Below are 14,295 nucleotides of genomic sequence, written 5' to 3'. Positions count from 1 at the left end.
AGGATGCGCGGACAACCTGGGAGGTACACAGCATGGTGGGTAAGTCCGCGGTGGGTTTGACGTTGATCCGCGTGGTGTTCGGTCTCTCGTTGGCGCTGGGGCACGGCCTGTCCAAGCTCACCGGCGACATGAGCAAGTTCGCGGCGGGCGTGGCGCAGCTCGGCTTCCCGTTTCCGACGTTCTTCGCCTGGTGCGCCACGTTGGCGGAGTTCCTGGGCGGGCTGCTGGTGGCGGTGGGCCTCTTCACGCGTCCGGCGGCGGCGATGGCGGGCTTCACCATGGCGGTGGCCCTCTACCGGCACCGCGCGGACCCCTTCGGCCGCATGGAGATGGCGCTGCTCTACCTGGCCGTCATGGCCGGAATCGCGCTCATCGGCGCGGGGCCGTGGAGCCTCGACGCGAAGGTCCGCCGCCGCGCCTGAGCCGCGCGGCTCAGGCGGCCACGCGCTCCACACACTCCGGGGTGTCGTTGGCGGGGGAGTTCACCACGCGCGACACCTCGTAGGCGTCCAGCGACTCCTCGGCGCAGGTCACCAGCAGCGGGAGCAGCACCGAGGACTCCTGCGGCTCCGGACGCAGCCACACCTCCTGTGCCTCCGGCTCGAGGATGACGGGCATCCGGTCATGGATGGGCGCCATCAGCGCGTTGGGCCCGATGGTGATGATGGTGCAGGTGTTGAGCACCTCCCCCGTGTCGGGCGCGGTCCACTCTTCCCACAGCCCCGCGAGCGTCAGGAGTTGCCCGTCCTTGCGGTGGAAGTAGTACGGCGTCTTCGGCTTCGTGGACTGCTTCCACTCGTACCAGCCATCCACCACGACGAGGCAACGGCGCCGCTTGAGCGCGGAACGGAAGCTGGGCTTCTCCGCCACCGTTTCGCCCCGTGCGTTGATGAGCTTGTTGCCAATGGCGGGGTCCTTCGCCCACGACGGGACGAGCCCCCAGCGGAAGGCATCCAGCATCCGCGCGCCATCATTGGTCACGACGGGCATCAACTGCGTGGGACAGAGATTGAAGCGCGGGCGCTCCACCGCGGTACGGATGCCTGCGAGGCCCAGACCGGTGACAATCTGCTCAGGAGAGGCTCGAACGGTGACACGGCCACACATGGGCGGGAAGTATCGCCCTGGCTGGCCGAATGCCCAAGAAGACGCCTTGCCAGCGCAGCCGAACAGGCGGGCGGACGCTGCAGTAGCATGGGGGGGCATGAGCGACGGCCCCAAGAAGAACCCAAAGGTGTTTGGCGTTCCGGTGAAGATTGACCCGTACACGTCGGTCCGGCCTGAGCACCCCACCGGCGAGTTCGGTATGCCGAGCGCGAAGAAGAAGGATGACAAGCCCTTCGACCCCTTCGCGGTCGTCATCGAGTCACCAAAAGGCGGCGGCTGAGCGACGGAATCCGGAGCCCACCGCCTGTCCGCTGGACTACAACGAGCGGGCCATGAACCGGACTGCGCTGCTTTCTCTCTGTGTCGCCGCCTCGCTCGTCGCCTGCACCGAGCGAACCTCGAGCCCCACCGCCGGAGTCGACTCGGGTGTCGCCGCCGCGCCTGTCGCCCCTGCCGCGCCGGGCAAGGGACAGACACCCGCCCCGAGCACGGAGTCCCAGGGCGCGGGTAGCCCGGATGCCGCGGTGCCTGGCTCGGCAACGGCCGAAGCGGCCAACGCCGATTCGGGCGTCGGCGAATACACGGGAGCGCCGGCCGCGGAGAAGGGAACCTGCTCAGCGGCGAGTTTGTCTCCGCGCGCAGCACCAGCGTCCCCGGCGCTGCCAGCGCCCGTGGAGTCGATGCGTCAGCGCATCATCGCCGCGGCGGTGGCCTGTGATTACACGGCGCTCGATGCCCTGGCGGACGAGAACGGCAAGGCCGTGCGGTTCACCTTCGGCGACGACACCGACGCGGGAGAGTACTGGCGCGCAGCGGAGAAACTGGGCAACCCGGAGTTGGCGCGCATCGTCCAGGTCCTGAACCTGCCCTACGCGAAGCAGGGCAATCTCTACTTCTGGCCGGCCGTCCATGTCACCGGCGCGACGTCCGACAAGGATTGGGGCGCGCTCAAGGGCGTCTACCCGGACGAGGAAGTCGCGGAGATGAAGGACCAGGGCAGCTACCTCGGCCTGCGCGTGGGCATCACCCCCGAAGGCGACTGGCAGATTGCCGTCGCCGGGGACTGAGGCACGCCACGCGAATCACGTCGGCAGCTTGATGCCTGACAGCCGTTGGAACAGCTCCACGGCGAAGCCGTCCGTCATGCCGGAGATGTAGTCCGTCACGCACAGCAGCCGCTGGTACTTCGACAGACGGGCCACCGCCTCGGTGATGGCTTCGTCTCGGGAGGCGGGCTCTTCGGCCATGTCCCGGACGTGCTCCGGACGCTGGAAGAGGTCCAGTGGCAGCAATTGCCGCAGCTTCTTCTCCTCGCGGTTCGGCGTGTCGGTGACGACCGCCATCGCGAACATGTCCAGCAATCCGCCCAGCGTCTTGAATCCCGCGCTCTCAATCTGGAGCACGCGCTCGCTCTCATAGCCGTAGCGCCGCGTGAGGTTGCGGATGGCCTTCAACGGCTTCGCCACGTCGTCCCGCGCGGAGGCCAACGGCGTCTCCCACTTCCCGTCTTCCATCGCCTCCACGTTCTCCAGGAACACCTTCACGCACGCCTGGATGAGCTCGCCAATCGCCCGCGCTCGCGCCTGTGCAAGCCGTGTCTCCGGATGCGACGGTGGCGGACGCACTGGCCCCTTCACGGGCTTTGGCAGCACCGCATCCAACAACTCACACGCTTCCTTGATGGGAATCAGCCCCAGCTTCGCCGAGTCCTCCAGGTCGATGACCGCGTAGCAGATGTCATCCGCCGCCTCGACGAGGAACGCCAGCGGATGCCGGGAGAACACGCCAGCCTCCAGCTCCACCAGGCCCACCGCGCGGTACGCCTCCAGCGCAAGGGCCTCGTCGTCCTGGAAGTAACCAAACTTCTTCTCGGATACGCGCCCCTTGTCCCGCTCACGCCCGCCCGGCAGCACCGACGCGCGCGGGTACTTGCTCATCGCCCCCAGTGTCGCCGCCGTGTAGCGCAGGCCGCCTCGCCGCTCGCGCGACTGAAGCCGGTTGAGGATTCGGAAGCCCTGCGCGTTGCCCTCGAAGGCCTCCAGGTCCTGCCACTGCTCCACCGTCTCGAAGGGGCTCTTCCGCCCGTCCACCTCAGCACCGGGCCGCGCCAGCCGCTGTGACACCCAATGCTGGATGGCCGCCTCGCCGGAGTGGCCGAAGGGCGGATTGCCAATGTCATGCGCCAGGCACGCCGCCGCGACGATGGTGCCCAGGTGCGAGGGATTCACCATGACGTCGCGCGCCCGCAGCCCCCGCCCCGCCAGATTCCCCAGCGAGCGCCCGACGCACGAAGCCTCGATGCTGTGCGTCAGCCGCGTGCGCGTGTAGTCACTCGTGGACAGCGGAAACACCTGCGTCTTGTCGTGCAGGCAACGAAACTCCGCGGAGAAGACGATGCGGTCATAGTCCCGGTCGTAGTCGGTCCGCTCGTCCTGGAGCAGCGCGTCCATGTCACTCAAGACGGGCGCCGGCTCCTCCACCGGCTTCTTCTCCGAGCCCACCCGGTAACCCGACAGAAGCTGCCGCCAACGCTCCGTTCGACTGCTGCTGCTCACGCCTGCCTCGCTGTGCGAAGGGACCGGGGGGACATGCTGCCCCCCTCACGCACCGAGGCAAGTTTTACCAGCCGGGCGGACGGGCCCCCGTCACCCATCCCATGAGACATCGCGCCGCTGGACGAAGGCGCGGCCCCCGGGCAGCCTTCCGCCCGGCGAACACCGCCCATCCAACGGAGGCGTCCTCACGTATGAAGCTCAAGGCCCTGTGCATCACCGTGTCGCTACTCACCCTTCCCGGCGTGGCCTTCGCGCAGGGCGGGTTCGGCGCCCTCACCAAGGCCGCGGGCGATGCCGGCAAGTCCGCCGTGGAGAAGCGCGTCAACACCAAGCTGATGGACGAGGGCCGGCAGAACCAGTGCAGCTTCAAGACGGGCACCGCCACGCTCGATGCCGGCTGCGACGCCAAGCTCAAGAAGCTGACCAACGCGCTTGTCGACGCCAAGAAGCAGCTCGTCGCCGCCGGCGTGAAGTCCTACAAGTTCGAGGTCTCCGGCCACACCGACTCCTCCGGTGACGCGGCCAAGAACAAGAAGCTCAGCGAGCAGCGCGCGGAGACCATCGTCAAGGAGCTCATCGCGCGCGGCATCCCCCGGGCCGAAATCATCGCCGTGGGCTACGGCTCCGAGAAGCCGCTGGTGAAGCCCGACGACACCGCCGCCAAGAAGGCGAAGAACCGCCGCTACGAGCTCCAGGTCCGCCTGTAGCCTCAGCTCGCGCGGGCGTCCGAGGACACGGGCCCCGCGGGCACGCCCACCTCATCCCGCGGCGCCGTCCGGGCCGCGGGAATGAAGGTCATCGCGCGCTCGGCCAGCGCCGTAATCGTGAGCGACGGATTGACGCCCGGGTTGGCGGAGATGGCGGAGCCGTCCACCACATACAACCCCTCATGGCCGAACACGCGGTGCCGCGAGTCGATGACGCCCGTCTCCGCCGAGTCCCCCATGCAGCAGCCGCCCAGGATGTGCGCCGTCGTCGGGATGCCCAGCAGGGTCTCGCTGACGATGGTCATCGGATAGCCATCCAGCTTGTCCGCCACGCGCCGGGCCAGGTCGAACGCCTCTGGCATGTTGGCGCTCGGCGCCGGGCCCTCCTGGAGCGCCGTGCTCAACCCCAGCCTCCGCGAGCGCTTCATGCGCAGGTGCCCTTCCAGGGTGCGCATGTAGAGCAGAATCATCGTCCGCCGCGCGAAGTCCTGGACGAACCACGCCTTGAGGAAGCGCAGCGGATGCCGAACCAGCAGGCCCACCAGCCGAGCGAAACGCTGGAGCACCGTGGCCCCGGACACCTGCGGCGCCATCAGCAACCGGAAGAAGCCCGAGCCCGCCGAGTAGCGCACCGGCTCCAGGTGGGACTGGGCATCGGTGTGAAGGATGGAGCCGATGGCGATGCCCCGTGACAAGTCCTGCCCCTTGCGGCCGCTCACCACTCCCACGAGCGCCTCGGAGTTGGTGCGCACGCCGTCTCCCAGCCGCTCCGACAGGCGCGGCAGTCCGTCCGGGCTCGCCTTCAACTTGAGCAGCAGGTTCAGGGTGCCCAGCACGCCCCCCGCGAAGACGACGTGCTTCGCGGTGAACCGCACCTTCTTCCGGAAGAAGCGCCGCGCCCCTTGAAGCGCTTCGACCTCGTAGCCCCCGTCTGGCAGGGGCCGCACCCAGGTGACTTCAGTGTCCGCGTGCAACGTGAGGCCGCGCCGCTCCGCCAGGTGGAGGTAGTTCTTGTCGAGCGTGTTCTTGGCGTCGAAGCGACACCCCAGCATGCACCCGCCACACGCGATACAGCCCGTCCGGTCCGGTCCCTCACCGTTGAAGTACGGGTCCTTCACGGAGACACCCGGCTCGCCGAAGTACACGGCCACGGTGGTGGGCTGGAAGTCGGTGCGGCCCAGGTCCGTGCCCACGTCCTGGAGCACCTGGTCTGCCACGGTGCGCAGGGGATTCGGCGTGGCGCCCAGCATCCTCCGCGCGGTGGTGTAGTGCGGCGCCAGCTCCTCCTTCCATGCGGCGAGGTGGCCCCATGAGGAGGCCTGGAAGAAGTCGTCCCGGGGGATGGGGAGCGTGTTGGCGTACACGAGCGAGCCGCCGCCCACGCCCACGCCCGACAGAACGGTGACGTGGCGGAAGAACGACATCTCGAACAGGCCCCGCCACCCCAGCGTGGGCATCCAGAGCCAGCGCTTCAACTCCCAGTTCGTCTTCGGAAAGTCCGGGGCGCGCAAGCGCCGCCCCTTCTCCAGCACCAGGACGCGGTAGCCCTTCTCGGTCAGCCGAAGCGCGCTGACGCTGCCGCCGAACCCCGAGCCGATGATGAGCCAGTCGCAGTCCATGGCCATCCTGCCTCCCGTCGGGCACCACGCCACACACGTCACGCACCAGCGCATGCCGGCGGCGCCACTCTACGACAAAGGGATGCATCAACCCGGCGCGGAGATTCAGGCGGTGCGGGGAACGAAGCGCCTGCCCGCCCAGCCTCGATTTCACTCTTGGTGTGTTTTATTTTCCACACCCACACCGGACATCAGAAAGCCTTTATTTCTCGAAAAGCAGAGGCTCCTCCCCGCAGCCCGTCCCCCGTGCTGCGACGCAACGCCGTCCCCCTGGAGGAGCAATGCGGATGAAGACCTGGATGCCGGTCTCGCTGTTGCTGCTGAATGCCCCGCTGGCCCTTGCCGAGCCGATCAAGGCCAAGCCAGCAGACAAGACTGTCTGGATTGCGATTGGCACGGATGCCATCACGCCCATGCAGGAGACCTTCGCGGCCGAAGGCTGGAACGTGCCCACCGCCCTCAAGCAGCAGGAGCACGCGGGCGTGTTCCAGCTGAAGGAGTCCCAGCTGTCGCGGCTGGCGCTGATGATGCACGAGAAGTTCAACCGGTGCGCGGGCTTCATCACCTACGAGACGAAGGAGGAGGCACTGGCGTCCCTGGCGCCCGTGGCCCCCAATGCGACCCAGAAGGCCGTCAACTACACCCTCACCAACGCCGCGACCGTGAACACCCTGATGGGTGAGCTCTCTGCCGCGAACATCCGCACCACCATCGCCGACCTGTCCGCCTTCCCCACGCGCAGCCAGAGCTCGCAAGGGGGCGTGGACGCCGCGGCCATGCTCCTGGCGAAGTGGCAGGGCTACGTCACCAGCGCGGGGCGCACGGACGTCACCGTGGCGTACTACCCGCACACGGGCTGGCGGCAGCCCTCGGTCATCCTCACCATCCCCGGCACCGATTTGTCTGGCGAGGTCGTCGTGGTGGGCGGCCACCTGGACTCCATCAGCTCCACCAGCGCCGCGCCTGGCGCCGACGACGACGCGTCCGGCATCGCGACGTTCACCGAAGTCATCCGCGCCGCCATGGCTCGCAACTACCGGCCCCAGCGGACGGTGAAGTTCATGGCCTACGCCGCGGAGGAGACGGGCCTGCGCGGCTCGCGGGAGATCGCCCTTTCGCACAAGAGCAACAACATCAACGTCGTGGGGGTGATGCAGCTCGACATGACGAACTACAAGCACCCCAACGCCACAAGGGATGTGGGCATCGTCATCGACAACACGAACGCCCCTCAGAACCAGTTCATCCGCAACCTGATCACGACGTATGTCGGCGTGCAGTTCATCGACACGACCTGCGGCTACGGGTGCTCGGACCACGCCTCCTGGCACAACCAGGGCTACGCGGCCTCCATCCCCTTCGAGGGGACCGTCGCCCAGAAGAATCCCAACATCCACACCCCCAGAGACACCCTGGCGAACTCCGACAGCAGCGCCGCGCACGCGCTCAAGTTCTCCAAGATTGCCGCCGCCTATGTCGCCGAGCTGGCCAAGGGCACCGCGCAGTAGGCCCTGAAGCCAGGGGCCCGGCGCGAGACATGCGCCGGGCCCCCCTGCATCACCAGTTTTGTCGGGATTACAACTTTGGCACATCTGGACTAGCCTGTGAGCAATGGGCTTGATTCAGAATCCGCCGCTGAGCCACGCATCCCTTCGTCGCGTCCTGGCACTGGCTCGTCCCGAGTGGAGGCTGCTCTTGCTCGGCACGTGCTTCCTCTTCATCGGGAGCGCGGGAGGCCTGCTCTTCCCACAGGCCATCCGGGTCATCCTCGACGAAGCCTTGACCACCGCCACGCTCGACATGGTGAACGACACCACCCTGTGGATGCTGGGGGTGTGTTTCATCCAGTCGGTGGCCATCGGGCTGCGCTTCGCCTTCTTCAACATCGCGGGTGAGCGCATCGTCAGCGACCTGCGGGAGCGGCTGTATCGCAGCTTGCTGGAGCAGGAGATCGCGTTCTTCGACCAGCACCGCACGGGCGGCCTCACCAGCCGGCTGTCCACGGACACCGCCCTCATCCAGGGCGCCGTCAGTACGCACATCGCCATCATGCTCCGCAACGCGACCACGTTGATTGGAGGGCTGGCGCTGCTGCTCTACACGTCGCCCCGGTTGACGCTCGTCATGCTGGCGGTCGTCCCACCCGTGACGCTGGGGGCGCTGTTCTACGGCCGCAAGGCCCGGCAGCTCGCGCGAGACGCCCAGGCCGCGGTGGCCGAAGCCAATGAGGTCGCCGCCGAGTCCCTCTATGGCATCCAGACCGTCCAGGCCTTCGTCGCCGAAGACGCGGAGCGCCGGAGCTATGGCCGTGCCATCGGCAAGGCCCTGGCGCTGGCGCGCACGAGAATCGTCTCTTCGGGCTTCTTCATGGGAGGAACGGGCTTCACCGGCCTGGCTTCGACCCTGCTCGTCTTCTGGTACGGCACGCACATGGTCGTCTCGGGCGACATCACGGTGGGTGGACTGACCTCCTTCCTGATGTACACGTTGATGGTCGTCATGGCCGTCGGCGCCCTGAGCGAGCTGTGGGCGGAGTTCATGAAGGCCGGAGGCGCCACCGAGCGCGTCTTCGAGCTCATCGACCGTACGCCCGCTATCTCCGTCAGCGGCGGCGAGCGGCCCGCGAGCATGGAAGGCCACCTGCGCTTCCGCGACGTCAGCTTCAGCTATCCCACGCGCCGGGACGTGCCCGTCCTCCAAGGCCTGGACCTGGACGTCGCCCCCGGTGAAGTCGTGGCGCTGGTGGGACACTCGGGCGCGGGCAAGTCGACTGTCGCCTCGATGTTGATGCGCTTCTACGATCCGGACCGGGGCGCCATCCTCGTCGATGGGACAGACCTGCGAACGCTCGACGTCCGCTGGCTCCGTCAGAACATCGGCATCGTGTCGCAGGAGCCCACGCTCTTCTCGGGCAGCATCGCCGACAACATCCGCTACGGACGCACCGGCGCCACCGATGCGGAAGTGGAAGCCGCGGCCCGCGTCGCCAACGCCCACGACTTCGTGAGCCGGTTTCCAGAAGGCTACCGCACGCGCGTCGGCGAGCGGGGCATCCAGCTCTCCGGAGGGCAGAAGCAGCGCGTCGCCATTGCCCGCGCGGTCCTCAAGGATCCGCGGCTGCTCATCCTGGACGAAGCCACCAGCGCGCTGGACTCTGAAAGCGAGCACCTGGTCAAGGAGGCACTGGACCGGCTCATGGTGGGCCGCACCACCCTCATCATCGCCCACCGCCTGTCCACCGTGGCGGGCGTCGACCGCATCTTCGTGCTGGACCAGGGCCGCGTCGTCCAGCACGGAAACCACGAGGCGCTCATCACCCAGGACGGCCTCTACAAGCGCCTCGTGGAACGGCAGTTCATCGCCGCCTGAGCCCTCACTCCTCGCGCATGGCCATGCTGGGCGGGACGCGCGCTGCGCGCCAGGCGGGCACGTAGCCCGCCACCAGCGCCACGAAGAGCAGCACGCAAGCCGTCCCGAGGAAGACGAGCGGGTCCGCGGGGCTGACCTCGAAGAGCAACTTCGACAGGCCCCGCGCCAGGACCAGCGCCAGCACGGAGCCGATGATGACGCCCAGCCCGGCGAGCCGCAGCGCCTGGCTCAATATCAACCAGAAGATGCTCCCCTCCCGCGCGCCCAGCGCCATGCGCACGCCAATCTCCGTCCGCCGCTGGGTGACGGAGTAGGCCATGATGCCGTAGACGCCCCCGGCGGCCAGCAGCAGCGCCACGCACGCGAAGAACCCCAGCAGCGCGGCCAGCAGGTGCCTGGAGCCGAACGACTCCGCGATGAGCTCCTCCAGGGGCCGCGGCGACGGCGGTGGTTGCTCGGGGTCCAACGACGCCATTCCCTCACGCAAGGACAGCGCCAGCGACGACGCCGACGCCCCCGTCCCTCCCACGGTCACCATCATCACCATCGCGTCACGCGGGGCCTGCGCCAGCGGCAGGTAGAACTCCGGCACGGATGAACGCACCTGCCCGCGCCACAGCGTCCGGACGTCACCCACCACGCCGATGACCTCCCACGGCTCGGTGCCGCCCGTGAAGAAGCGCTTGCCCAGCGGCGACTCCCCGGGCCAGAAGCGCCGCGCCAGGGCCGAGTTGATCATCGCGACCCGGGGCGCATCCTCCACATCCAAGGCGTTGAAATCGCGCCCCTCGTGCAAGGGGATGCCCATGGTCCGGAAATAGCCCGGGGAGATGACGCGCTGACTGGCCTCGGGCAGTTGCCCGGGCTGCGGCTTCGGCTGCCCCTCCAGGTAGATGTTCGAGCTCTGGCTGCGACGGCTGATGGGCGGCAGGCTGGCCGCCGAGACGGCCTGGGCTCCCGGCATGGAGGACAACCGCTCCTGCAGCGCATGGAAGAAGCGAACCCGCTCGGCGTCCGTCGGATACTTGGTCTCCGGCAGCGTGACGTCGAAGTAGAACACGCGTTCGGCGGCGAAGCCGGGTGAGGTCCCCTGGAGCTGGTAGAGGCTTCGAAGCATCAGGCTCGCGCCGACGACCAGCATCAAGGCCAGGGCCACCTCCGCCGTCACCAGGGCCGAGCGGATGCTCTTTCGCCCCGCCGTGGCGCCCGCCCCCTCCCGCATCGCCTCCAGCGGGTTCTGCCGCGACATCTGGAACGCGGGCGCCAGGCCAAACAGCACCCCGGTGATGGCGGACAGCCCGACACAGAACAGCAGCGCCCCTCCATCCACCTGGATGGATTGCCACCCTGGCAGGCGCTCCGCCAACCCGGGCGGCAACATGGTGGCAATCATGTGCGTGCCCCACAGCGCGCCCAGGATTCCCAATCCTCCGCCCAGGAGCGACAGCAAGACACTCTCAGTCAGGGCCTGGACCATCAAACGCGTCGGGCTCGCCCCCAGCGCCCCACGAATGGCCAGCTCCCGCCGCCGAGCCGCCGCGCGCGCCAGCAGCAGGCTCGCGACGTTCGCGCACCCGATGAGCAACACGAAGCCCACCGCGCCCGCCAGGGTGATGAGCAGCGGCCTCAAGGGCCCCAGGTAGGCCTCGCGCACGGACGTCAGCCGCACGGTGCGCTCCGAATCCGTGTCGGGGTACCGCTCCGCCAGTTGCCCCGCGAGGACCCGCAGGGCGTCCTCCGCCATCGACACGGAGAAGCCAGGCTTGAGGCGGCCCACCACCCGCACCTTCCGGTCCCCGCGCGCATCCAGCTCCGCCTGCGTCGGCGCGAGCGGCACCCAGGCTTCGGCGCCAGGCGGGAAGTCGAAGCTCTTCGGCATCACGCCCACGACCGTGTAGGGCGCACCATCCAGCGTCACGGACTCACCCAGCACGGTGGGCGCGCCACCAAACCGGCGCCGCCACAATCCGTCCGACAGCACCACCACCGCCTCGCCACCCACACGGTCTTCTTCCGCGGAGAACGCCCTGCCCAGCGAGGGCCTCGCCTCCAGCGCGGGGAACAGCGCGGCCCCCACCCGAAACGCCTGGAGCCGCTCCGGCTGCAGCGCGCCCCCCAGGTTCAAGCTCCGCGGAACAATCCCCGCCACGTGCTCGAAGACCCCCGCCTGCGCGGTCCAGTCCTCCAGCGTCGCCAGGGATGTCTCGCTCCGCTCGACACCTGCCTTGGGAAGCGAGTCCCACACCATCACCAGACGCTCCTCATGCGGGAAACGCATGGGTTGCAGCCAGATGGAGTTGACCACGCTGAATATCGCCGTGCTCGCGCCAATCCCCAGCGCCAGCGTCATCATCGCGACCAGGGTGAACGTCGGACTCTTGAGCAACAACCTGGCGCCAAACCGGATGTCCTGACGAATTGTATCCATGTCCCTCTCACGCAAGAGCATGCCATGCGGCGTGTACCGCGGCGACGCGCATCACCACAAAGGCCCAGGCCCAGCGCCTGAGAACACCCAAGTCCGCGAAATTTCAAAGCTGGCAGATATTTCAACAAAAACATGTCTAAGCCTGGACATCCGCTCGAGGTTCGCCGTACGCTTGGAGATCCGAGCTGAAGGCATCAACTGGCGTCAGGCTCGGCACGTTCGGCGACAAGTTCGTGCCGCGCGTGTGTTTTGATTCACCTCCCCAGGAGTTCCTCATGGTTGAGAGCAACATCGTTCTGAAGCCCGAGGTGGTGACGTTCAAGCAGCTGGATCCCGCGAAGGTGGACGCGCTCCGCGGCCAGCTGAGCATGATCCTGGGCCGTGGCGAGTTCCCCATGATGTCCGCGCGTGCGGTCGTCAAGGAGCCGCAGGATCACACCAGCCACACGTCTGACGGCTGGTTCTAGCAGGTCTCTGCTCCCCGGCGCTCATCCCTGGGCGCCGGGGTGCAGATTGTCGTGACGCAAGGATTGCCCCCTTCCCGCCGCAGGAGCATCACTCGCTCCAAGCCCCGGTGGTGTTCCACCTGGATGGGATTGGAGACCGGCTCCTCGCCCTTCCCAACCCGCGCCCCCTGAGTCAGCCGTACCCGGGTCAAGCGCGCCGAATCTCACGTGTAGCAGCTGTTTCAGCGAAAACACGTCTACGCCTGGACATTCGTTCGAGGGACGCCGTACTCTTTGTGATCCGAGCTGCGAGCATCCACTGGCGTCAGACTCGGCACGTTCGGCGACAAGTTCGTGCCGCGCGTGTGTTTTGATTCACCTCCCCAGGAGTTCCTCATGGTTGAGAGCAACATCGTTCTGAAGCCCGAGGTGGTGACGTTCAAGCAGCTGGACCCCGCGAAGGTGGACGCGCTCCGCGGCCAGCTGAGCATGATTCTGGGTCGTGGCGAGTTCCCCACGATGTCCGCTCGCGCGGGCGCCGTCGTCGTCAAGGAGCCGCAGGATCACACCAGCCACACGTCTGACGGCTGGTTCTAGCAGGTCTCTGCTCCCCGGCGCCCATCCCTGGGCACCGGGGAGCAGGTTGTCGTGACGCAAGGATTGCCCCCTCCCCGCCGCAGGAGCATCACTCGCTCCAAGCCCCGGTGGTGTTCCACCTGGATGGGATTGGAGACCGGCTCCTCCGGAGACAAGCTCGTGCCGCGCGTGTGATTTGATTCACCTCCCCAGGAGTCCCTCATGGTTGAGAGCAACGTCGATCTGAAGCCCGAGGTGGTGACGTACAAGCAGCTGGATCCCGCGAAGGTGGACGCGCTCCGCGGCCAGCTGAGCATCATCCTGGGTCGCGGTGATTTCGCCCAGATCTCCGCGCGCGCGGCCGCCCCCGTCGATTATCCGTGGGAGCACTCCAACCACACGTCTGACGGCTGGTTCTAGCAGGTCCCTGCGCCCCGGTGACCCCACCCGGCACGCCGGGGGCAGGATGTCTTGACGCAAGGATTGCCCCCTCCATGCAGCAGAAACTTCGTTCTGCCCAGGCCCCCGTCGTATTTCACCTGAATGGGATTGGGGACCGGCTCCTCGCCCTTCCCGCCCTACGCGCCCTGAGTCAGCTGTACCCGGGTCAAATCAGACTGGTGGGTGCGCCAGGTGATTCAAGCCTGTTCTTCTATCAAGAGCTCGGGCTCATGAAGATTCACGAGGTCCGCGCGACCACGCAAGGCACGGAGCGAAGCATCGACGCAGAGATGCTCCGGCAGGCGGTGGGGGACTGCGACTTGTTTGTCTGTTTCAACACCTGGCACGCGACGGGTGTCTCCGAGCTGCTCGAGGGGTTCCCGGCGGCCACCGAGACGGTCGGCCTGTATCGCCGTTACAAGCAGTGGGTCCGGGGTGAAGAGTCCCAGCATTCCGCGGACCGGCTCTTCTCGCTGGCCCAGCATGTGGACCCCACCCTGCGGCTGGAGGATTTCGCCCAGCCCCCCGTGCTGACGGCCGAGGCCGCCGAGGCCGCCAGGCGCTTTCGTGACAGCGTCCCCGACGGGGCCAAGGTGCTCGCGCTCCATACGGAGACCGGCTCCCGGAAACAGTGGCCCGTCGCCCGCTACCGCGCCGTGCTGGACGCCTTCCTGGCAGCCCATCCCGAATGGCTCGTGCTCAACGTGGACTACAACGCCACGGAGCTGGCGCCCATGGTCCATGAAGGCCGCGTGCTGTCCATCGCAGGCGCCCCACTCGATGTCGCCATGGCGCTGCTCGGCGCCTGTGATGGCTTCCTCGGCATCGACTCCTGCATGCTGCACGCGGCGGACTTCTTCCGGCTCCCCTCGGTGGGCCTGTTCGGAACGACCTCCCCCCAGCAATGGGGCTTCCGTTTCACGCCGGCCTTCCGCGAGCCCACCGGGAACGGGAGCATGGACGACATCACCGAGGAAGAAGTCCTCGGCGCGCTCACGGACCTCGCCGCCGGGCGGCTGCGCCCCGCCTGAGCGGCGGCGAGGGCGC

At 67.6% G+C, this 14,295-nt stretch carries 14 protein-coding genes; 10 read left to right on the top strand and 4 right to left on the bottom strand.

All coding sequences use genetic code 11. The features are described from left to right. Positions 1-32: 32 nt before the first annotated feature. A complete protein-coding gene (locus HNV26_RS14690; protein ID WP_171443300.1) occupies positions 33-422 on the top strand; it encodes a DoxX family protein in 390 nt (129 codons plus the stop codon). A 10-nt stretch (positions 423-432) separates the two neighbouring features. Here HNV26_RS14690 and HNV26_RS14685 read toward each other — a convergent pair whose 3' ends face one another. After that, positions 433-1,107 (bottom strand): SOS response-associated peptidase, encoded by a 675-nt coding sequence (locus HNV26_RS14685; RefSeq protein WP_171443301.1) that lies wholly within the window; start codon positions 1,105-1,107, stop codon positions 433-435. Between the two features lie 97 nt (positions 1,108-1,204). Between HNV26_RS14685 and HNV26_RS14680 the strand changes: the two genes are divergently transcribed. Both HNV26_RS14680 and HNV26_RS38390 read left to right on the top strand, forming a co-directional pair. Next, on the top strand, positions 1,205-1,387 hold the full coding sequence (locus HNV26_RS14680) for a hypothetical protein (protein ID WP_090491820.1): 183 nt from the start codon (positions 1,205-1,207) through the stop codon (positions 1,385-1,387). 52 nt (positions 1,388-1,439) lie between these two features. After that, the gene (locus HNV26_RS38390; protein WP_253816567.1) at positions 1,440-2,174 is read left to right on the top strand and encodes a hypothetical protein; all 735 of its coding nucleotides are present in this window, start codon (positions 1,440-1,442) and stop codon (positions 2,172-2,174) included. A gap of 15 nt (positions 2,175-2,189) precedes the next feature. Here the strand turns inward: HNV26_RS38390 and dgt are convergent, their stop codons facing one another. Continuing rightward, positions 2,190-3,608 (bottom strand): dGTP triphosphohydrolase, encoded by a 1,419-nt coding sequence (dgt, locus tag HNV26_RS14670; protein ID WP_171443315.1) that lies wholly within the window; start codon positions 3,606-3,608, stop codon positions 2,190-2,192. 245 nt (positions 3,609-3,853) lie between these two features. Here dgt and HNV26_RS14665 point away from each other — a divergent pair, with 245 nt between their 5' ends. Then, on the top strand, positions 3,854-4,369 hold the full coding sequence (locus tag HNV26_RS14665; RefSeq protein WP_171443302.1) for an OmpA family protein: 516 nt from the start codon (positions 3,854-3,856) through the stop codon (positions 4,367-4,369). A 2-nt stretch (positions 4,370-4,371) separates the two neighbouring features. On the opposite strand, the gene HNV26_RS14660 is transcribed toward HNV26_RS14665, so the two are convergent. Continuing rightward, positions 4,372-5,988, bottom strand: a complete 1,617-nt coding sequence (locus HNV26_RS14660) for a GMC family oxidoreductase (RefSeq protein WP_171443316.1) — start codon at positions 5,986-5,988, stop codon at positions 4,372-4,374. 287 nt (positions 5,989-6,275) lie between these two features. Between HNV26_RS14660 and HNV26_RS14655 the strand changes: the two genes are divergently transcribed. After that, positions 6,276-7,496, top strand: a complete 1,221-nt coding sequence (locus tag HNV26_RS14655; protein WP_171443303.1) for a M20/M25/M40 family metallo-hydrolase — start codon at positions 6,276-6,278, stop codon at positions 7,494-7,496. A gap of 103 nt (positions 7,497-7,599) precedes the next feature. Next, entirely contained in the window at positions 7,600-9,357 is a 1,758-nt protein-coding gene (locus HNV26_RS14650) for an ABC transporter ATP-binding protein (protein ID WP_171443304.1), read from the top strand. A 4-nt stretch (positions 9,358-9,361) separates the two neighbouring features. Here the strand turns inward: HNV26_RS14650 and HNV26_RS14645 are convergent, their stop codons facing one another. Next, the gene (locus HNV26_RS14645) at positions 9,362-11,785 is read right to left on the bottom strand and encodes an ABC transporter permease (protein WP_171443305.1); all 2,424 of its coding nucleotides are present in this window, start codon (positions 11,783-11,785) and stop codon (positions 9,362-9,364) included. Between the two features lie 275 nt (positions 11,786-12,060). On the opposite strand from HNV26_RS14645, the gene HNV26_RS14640 reads away from it, so the two are divergent. From HNV26_RS14640 to HNV26_RS14625, 4 genes are all read left to right on the top strand, one after another. Then, on the top strand, positions 12,061-12,252 hold the full coding sequence (locus HNV26_RS14640) for a hypothetical protein (protein ID WP_216612286.1): 192 nt from the start codon (positions 12,061-12,063) through the stop codon (positions 12,250-12,252). Between the two features lie 375 nt (positions 12,253-12,627). Beyond that, entirely contained in the window at positions 12,628-12,828 is a 201-nt protein-coding gene (locus HNV26_RS14635; RefSeq protein WP_216609124.1) for a hypothetical protein, read from the top strand. 201 nt (positions 12,829-13,029) lie between these two features. Next, positions 13,030-13,227: a hypothetical protein gene (locus HNV26_RS14630; RefSeq protein WP_253816566.1), complete on the top strand. Its 198-nt coding sequence runs from the start codon at positions 13,030-13,032 to the stop codon at positions 13,225-13,227. 251 nt (positions 13,228-13,478) lie between these two features. Further along, positions 13,479-14,279 (top strand): glycosyltransferase family 9 protein, encoded by an 801-nt coding sequence (locus HNV26_RS14625; RefSeq protein ID WP_253816565.1) that lies wholly within the window; start codon positions 13,479-13,481, stop codon positions 14,277-14,279. Positions 14,280-14,295: the final 16 nt, after the last annotated feature.

This window comes from Myxococcus xanthus (assembly GCF_013116825.1).
In the GTDB taxonomy this organism is placed as follows: Bacteria; Myxococcota; Myxococcia; order Myxococcales; family Myxococcaceae; genus Myxococcus; species Myxococcus xanthus_B.
The sequence above is the reverse complement of the archived record's forward strand: the minus strand, read 5'-3'. Positions and strand labels throughout refer to the sequence as shown.

Bases quoted from the DNA above. Each gene is read 5' to 3' on its own strand.
- HNV26_RS14665 (WP_171443302.1), top strand. From the start codon at position 3,854: ATGAAGCTCAAGGCCCTGTGCATCACCGTGTCGCTACTCACCCTTCCC.
- HNV26_RS14660 (WP_171443316.1), bottom strand. From the start codon at position 5,988: ATGGACTGCGACTGGCTCATCATCGGCTCGGGGTTCGGCGGCAGCGTC.
- HNV26_RS14640 (WP_216612286.1), top strand. From the start codon at position 12,061: ATGGTTGAGAGCAACATCGTTCTGAAGCCCGAGGTGGTGACGTTCAAG.
- HNV26_RS38390 (WP_253816567.1), top strand. From the start codon at position 1,440: ATGAACCGGACTGCGCTGCTTTCTCTCTGTGTCGCCGCCTCGCTCGTC.
- HNV26_RS14625 (WP_253816565.1), top strand. From the start codon at position 13,479: ATGAAGATTCACGAGGTCCGCGCGACCACGCAAGGCACGGAGCGAAGC.
- HNV26_RS14690 (WP_171443300.1), top strand. From the start codon at position 33: ATGGTGGGTAAGTCCGCGGTGGGTTTGACGTTGATCCGCGTGGTGTTC.
- HNV26_RS14685 (WP_171443301.1), bottom strand. From the start codon at position 1,107: ATGTGTGGCCGTGTCACCGTTCGAGCCTCTCCTGAGCAGATTGTCACC.
- HNV26_RS14655 (WP_171443303.1), top strand. From the start codon at position 6,276: ATGAAGACCTGGATGCCGGTCTCGCTGTTGCTGCTGAATGCCCCGCTG.
- HNV26_RS14635 (WP_216609124.1), top strand. From the start codon at position 12,628: ATGGTTGAGAGCAACATCGTTCTGAAGCCCGAGGTGGTGACGTTCAAG.
- HNV26_RS14680 (WP_090491820.1), top strand. From the start codon at position 1,205: ATGAGCGACGGCCCCAAGAAGAACCCAAAGGTGTTTGGCGTTCCGGTG.
- HNV26_RS14630 (WP_253816566.1), top strand. From the start codon at position 13,030: ATGGTTGAGAGCAACGTCGATCTGAAGCCCGAGGTGGTGACGTACAAG.
- HNV26_RS14650 (WP_171443304.1), top strand. From the start codon at position 7,600: ATGGGCTTGATTCAGAATCCGCCGCTGAGCCACGCATCCCTTCGTCGC.
- HNV26_RS14645 (WP_171443305.1), bottom strand. From the start codon at position 11,785: ATGGATACAATTCGTCAGGACATCCGGTTTGGCGCCAGGTTGTTGCTC.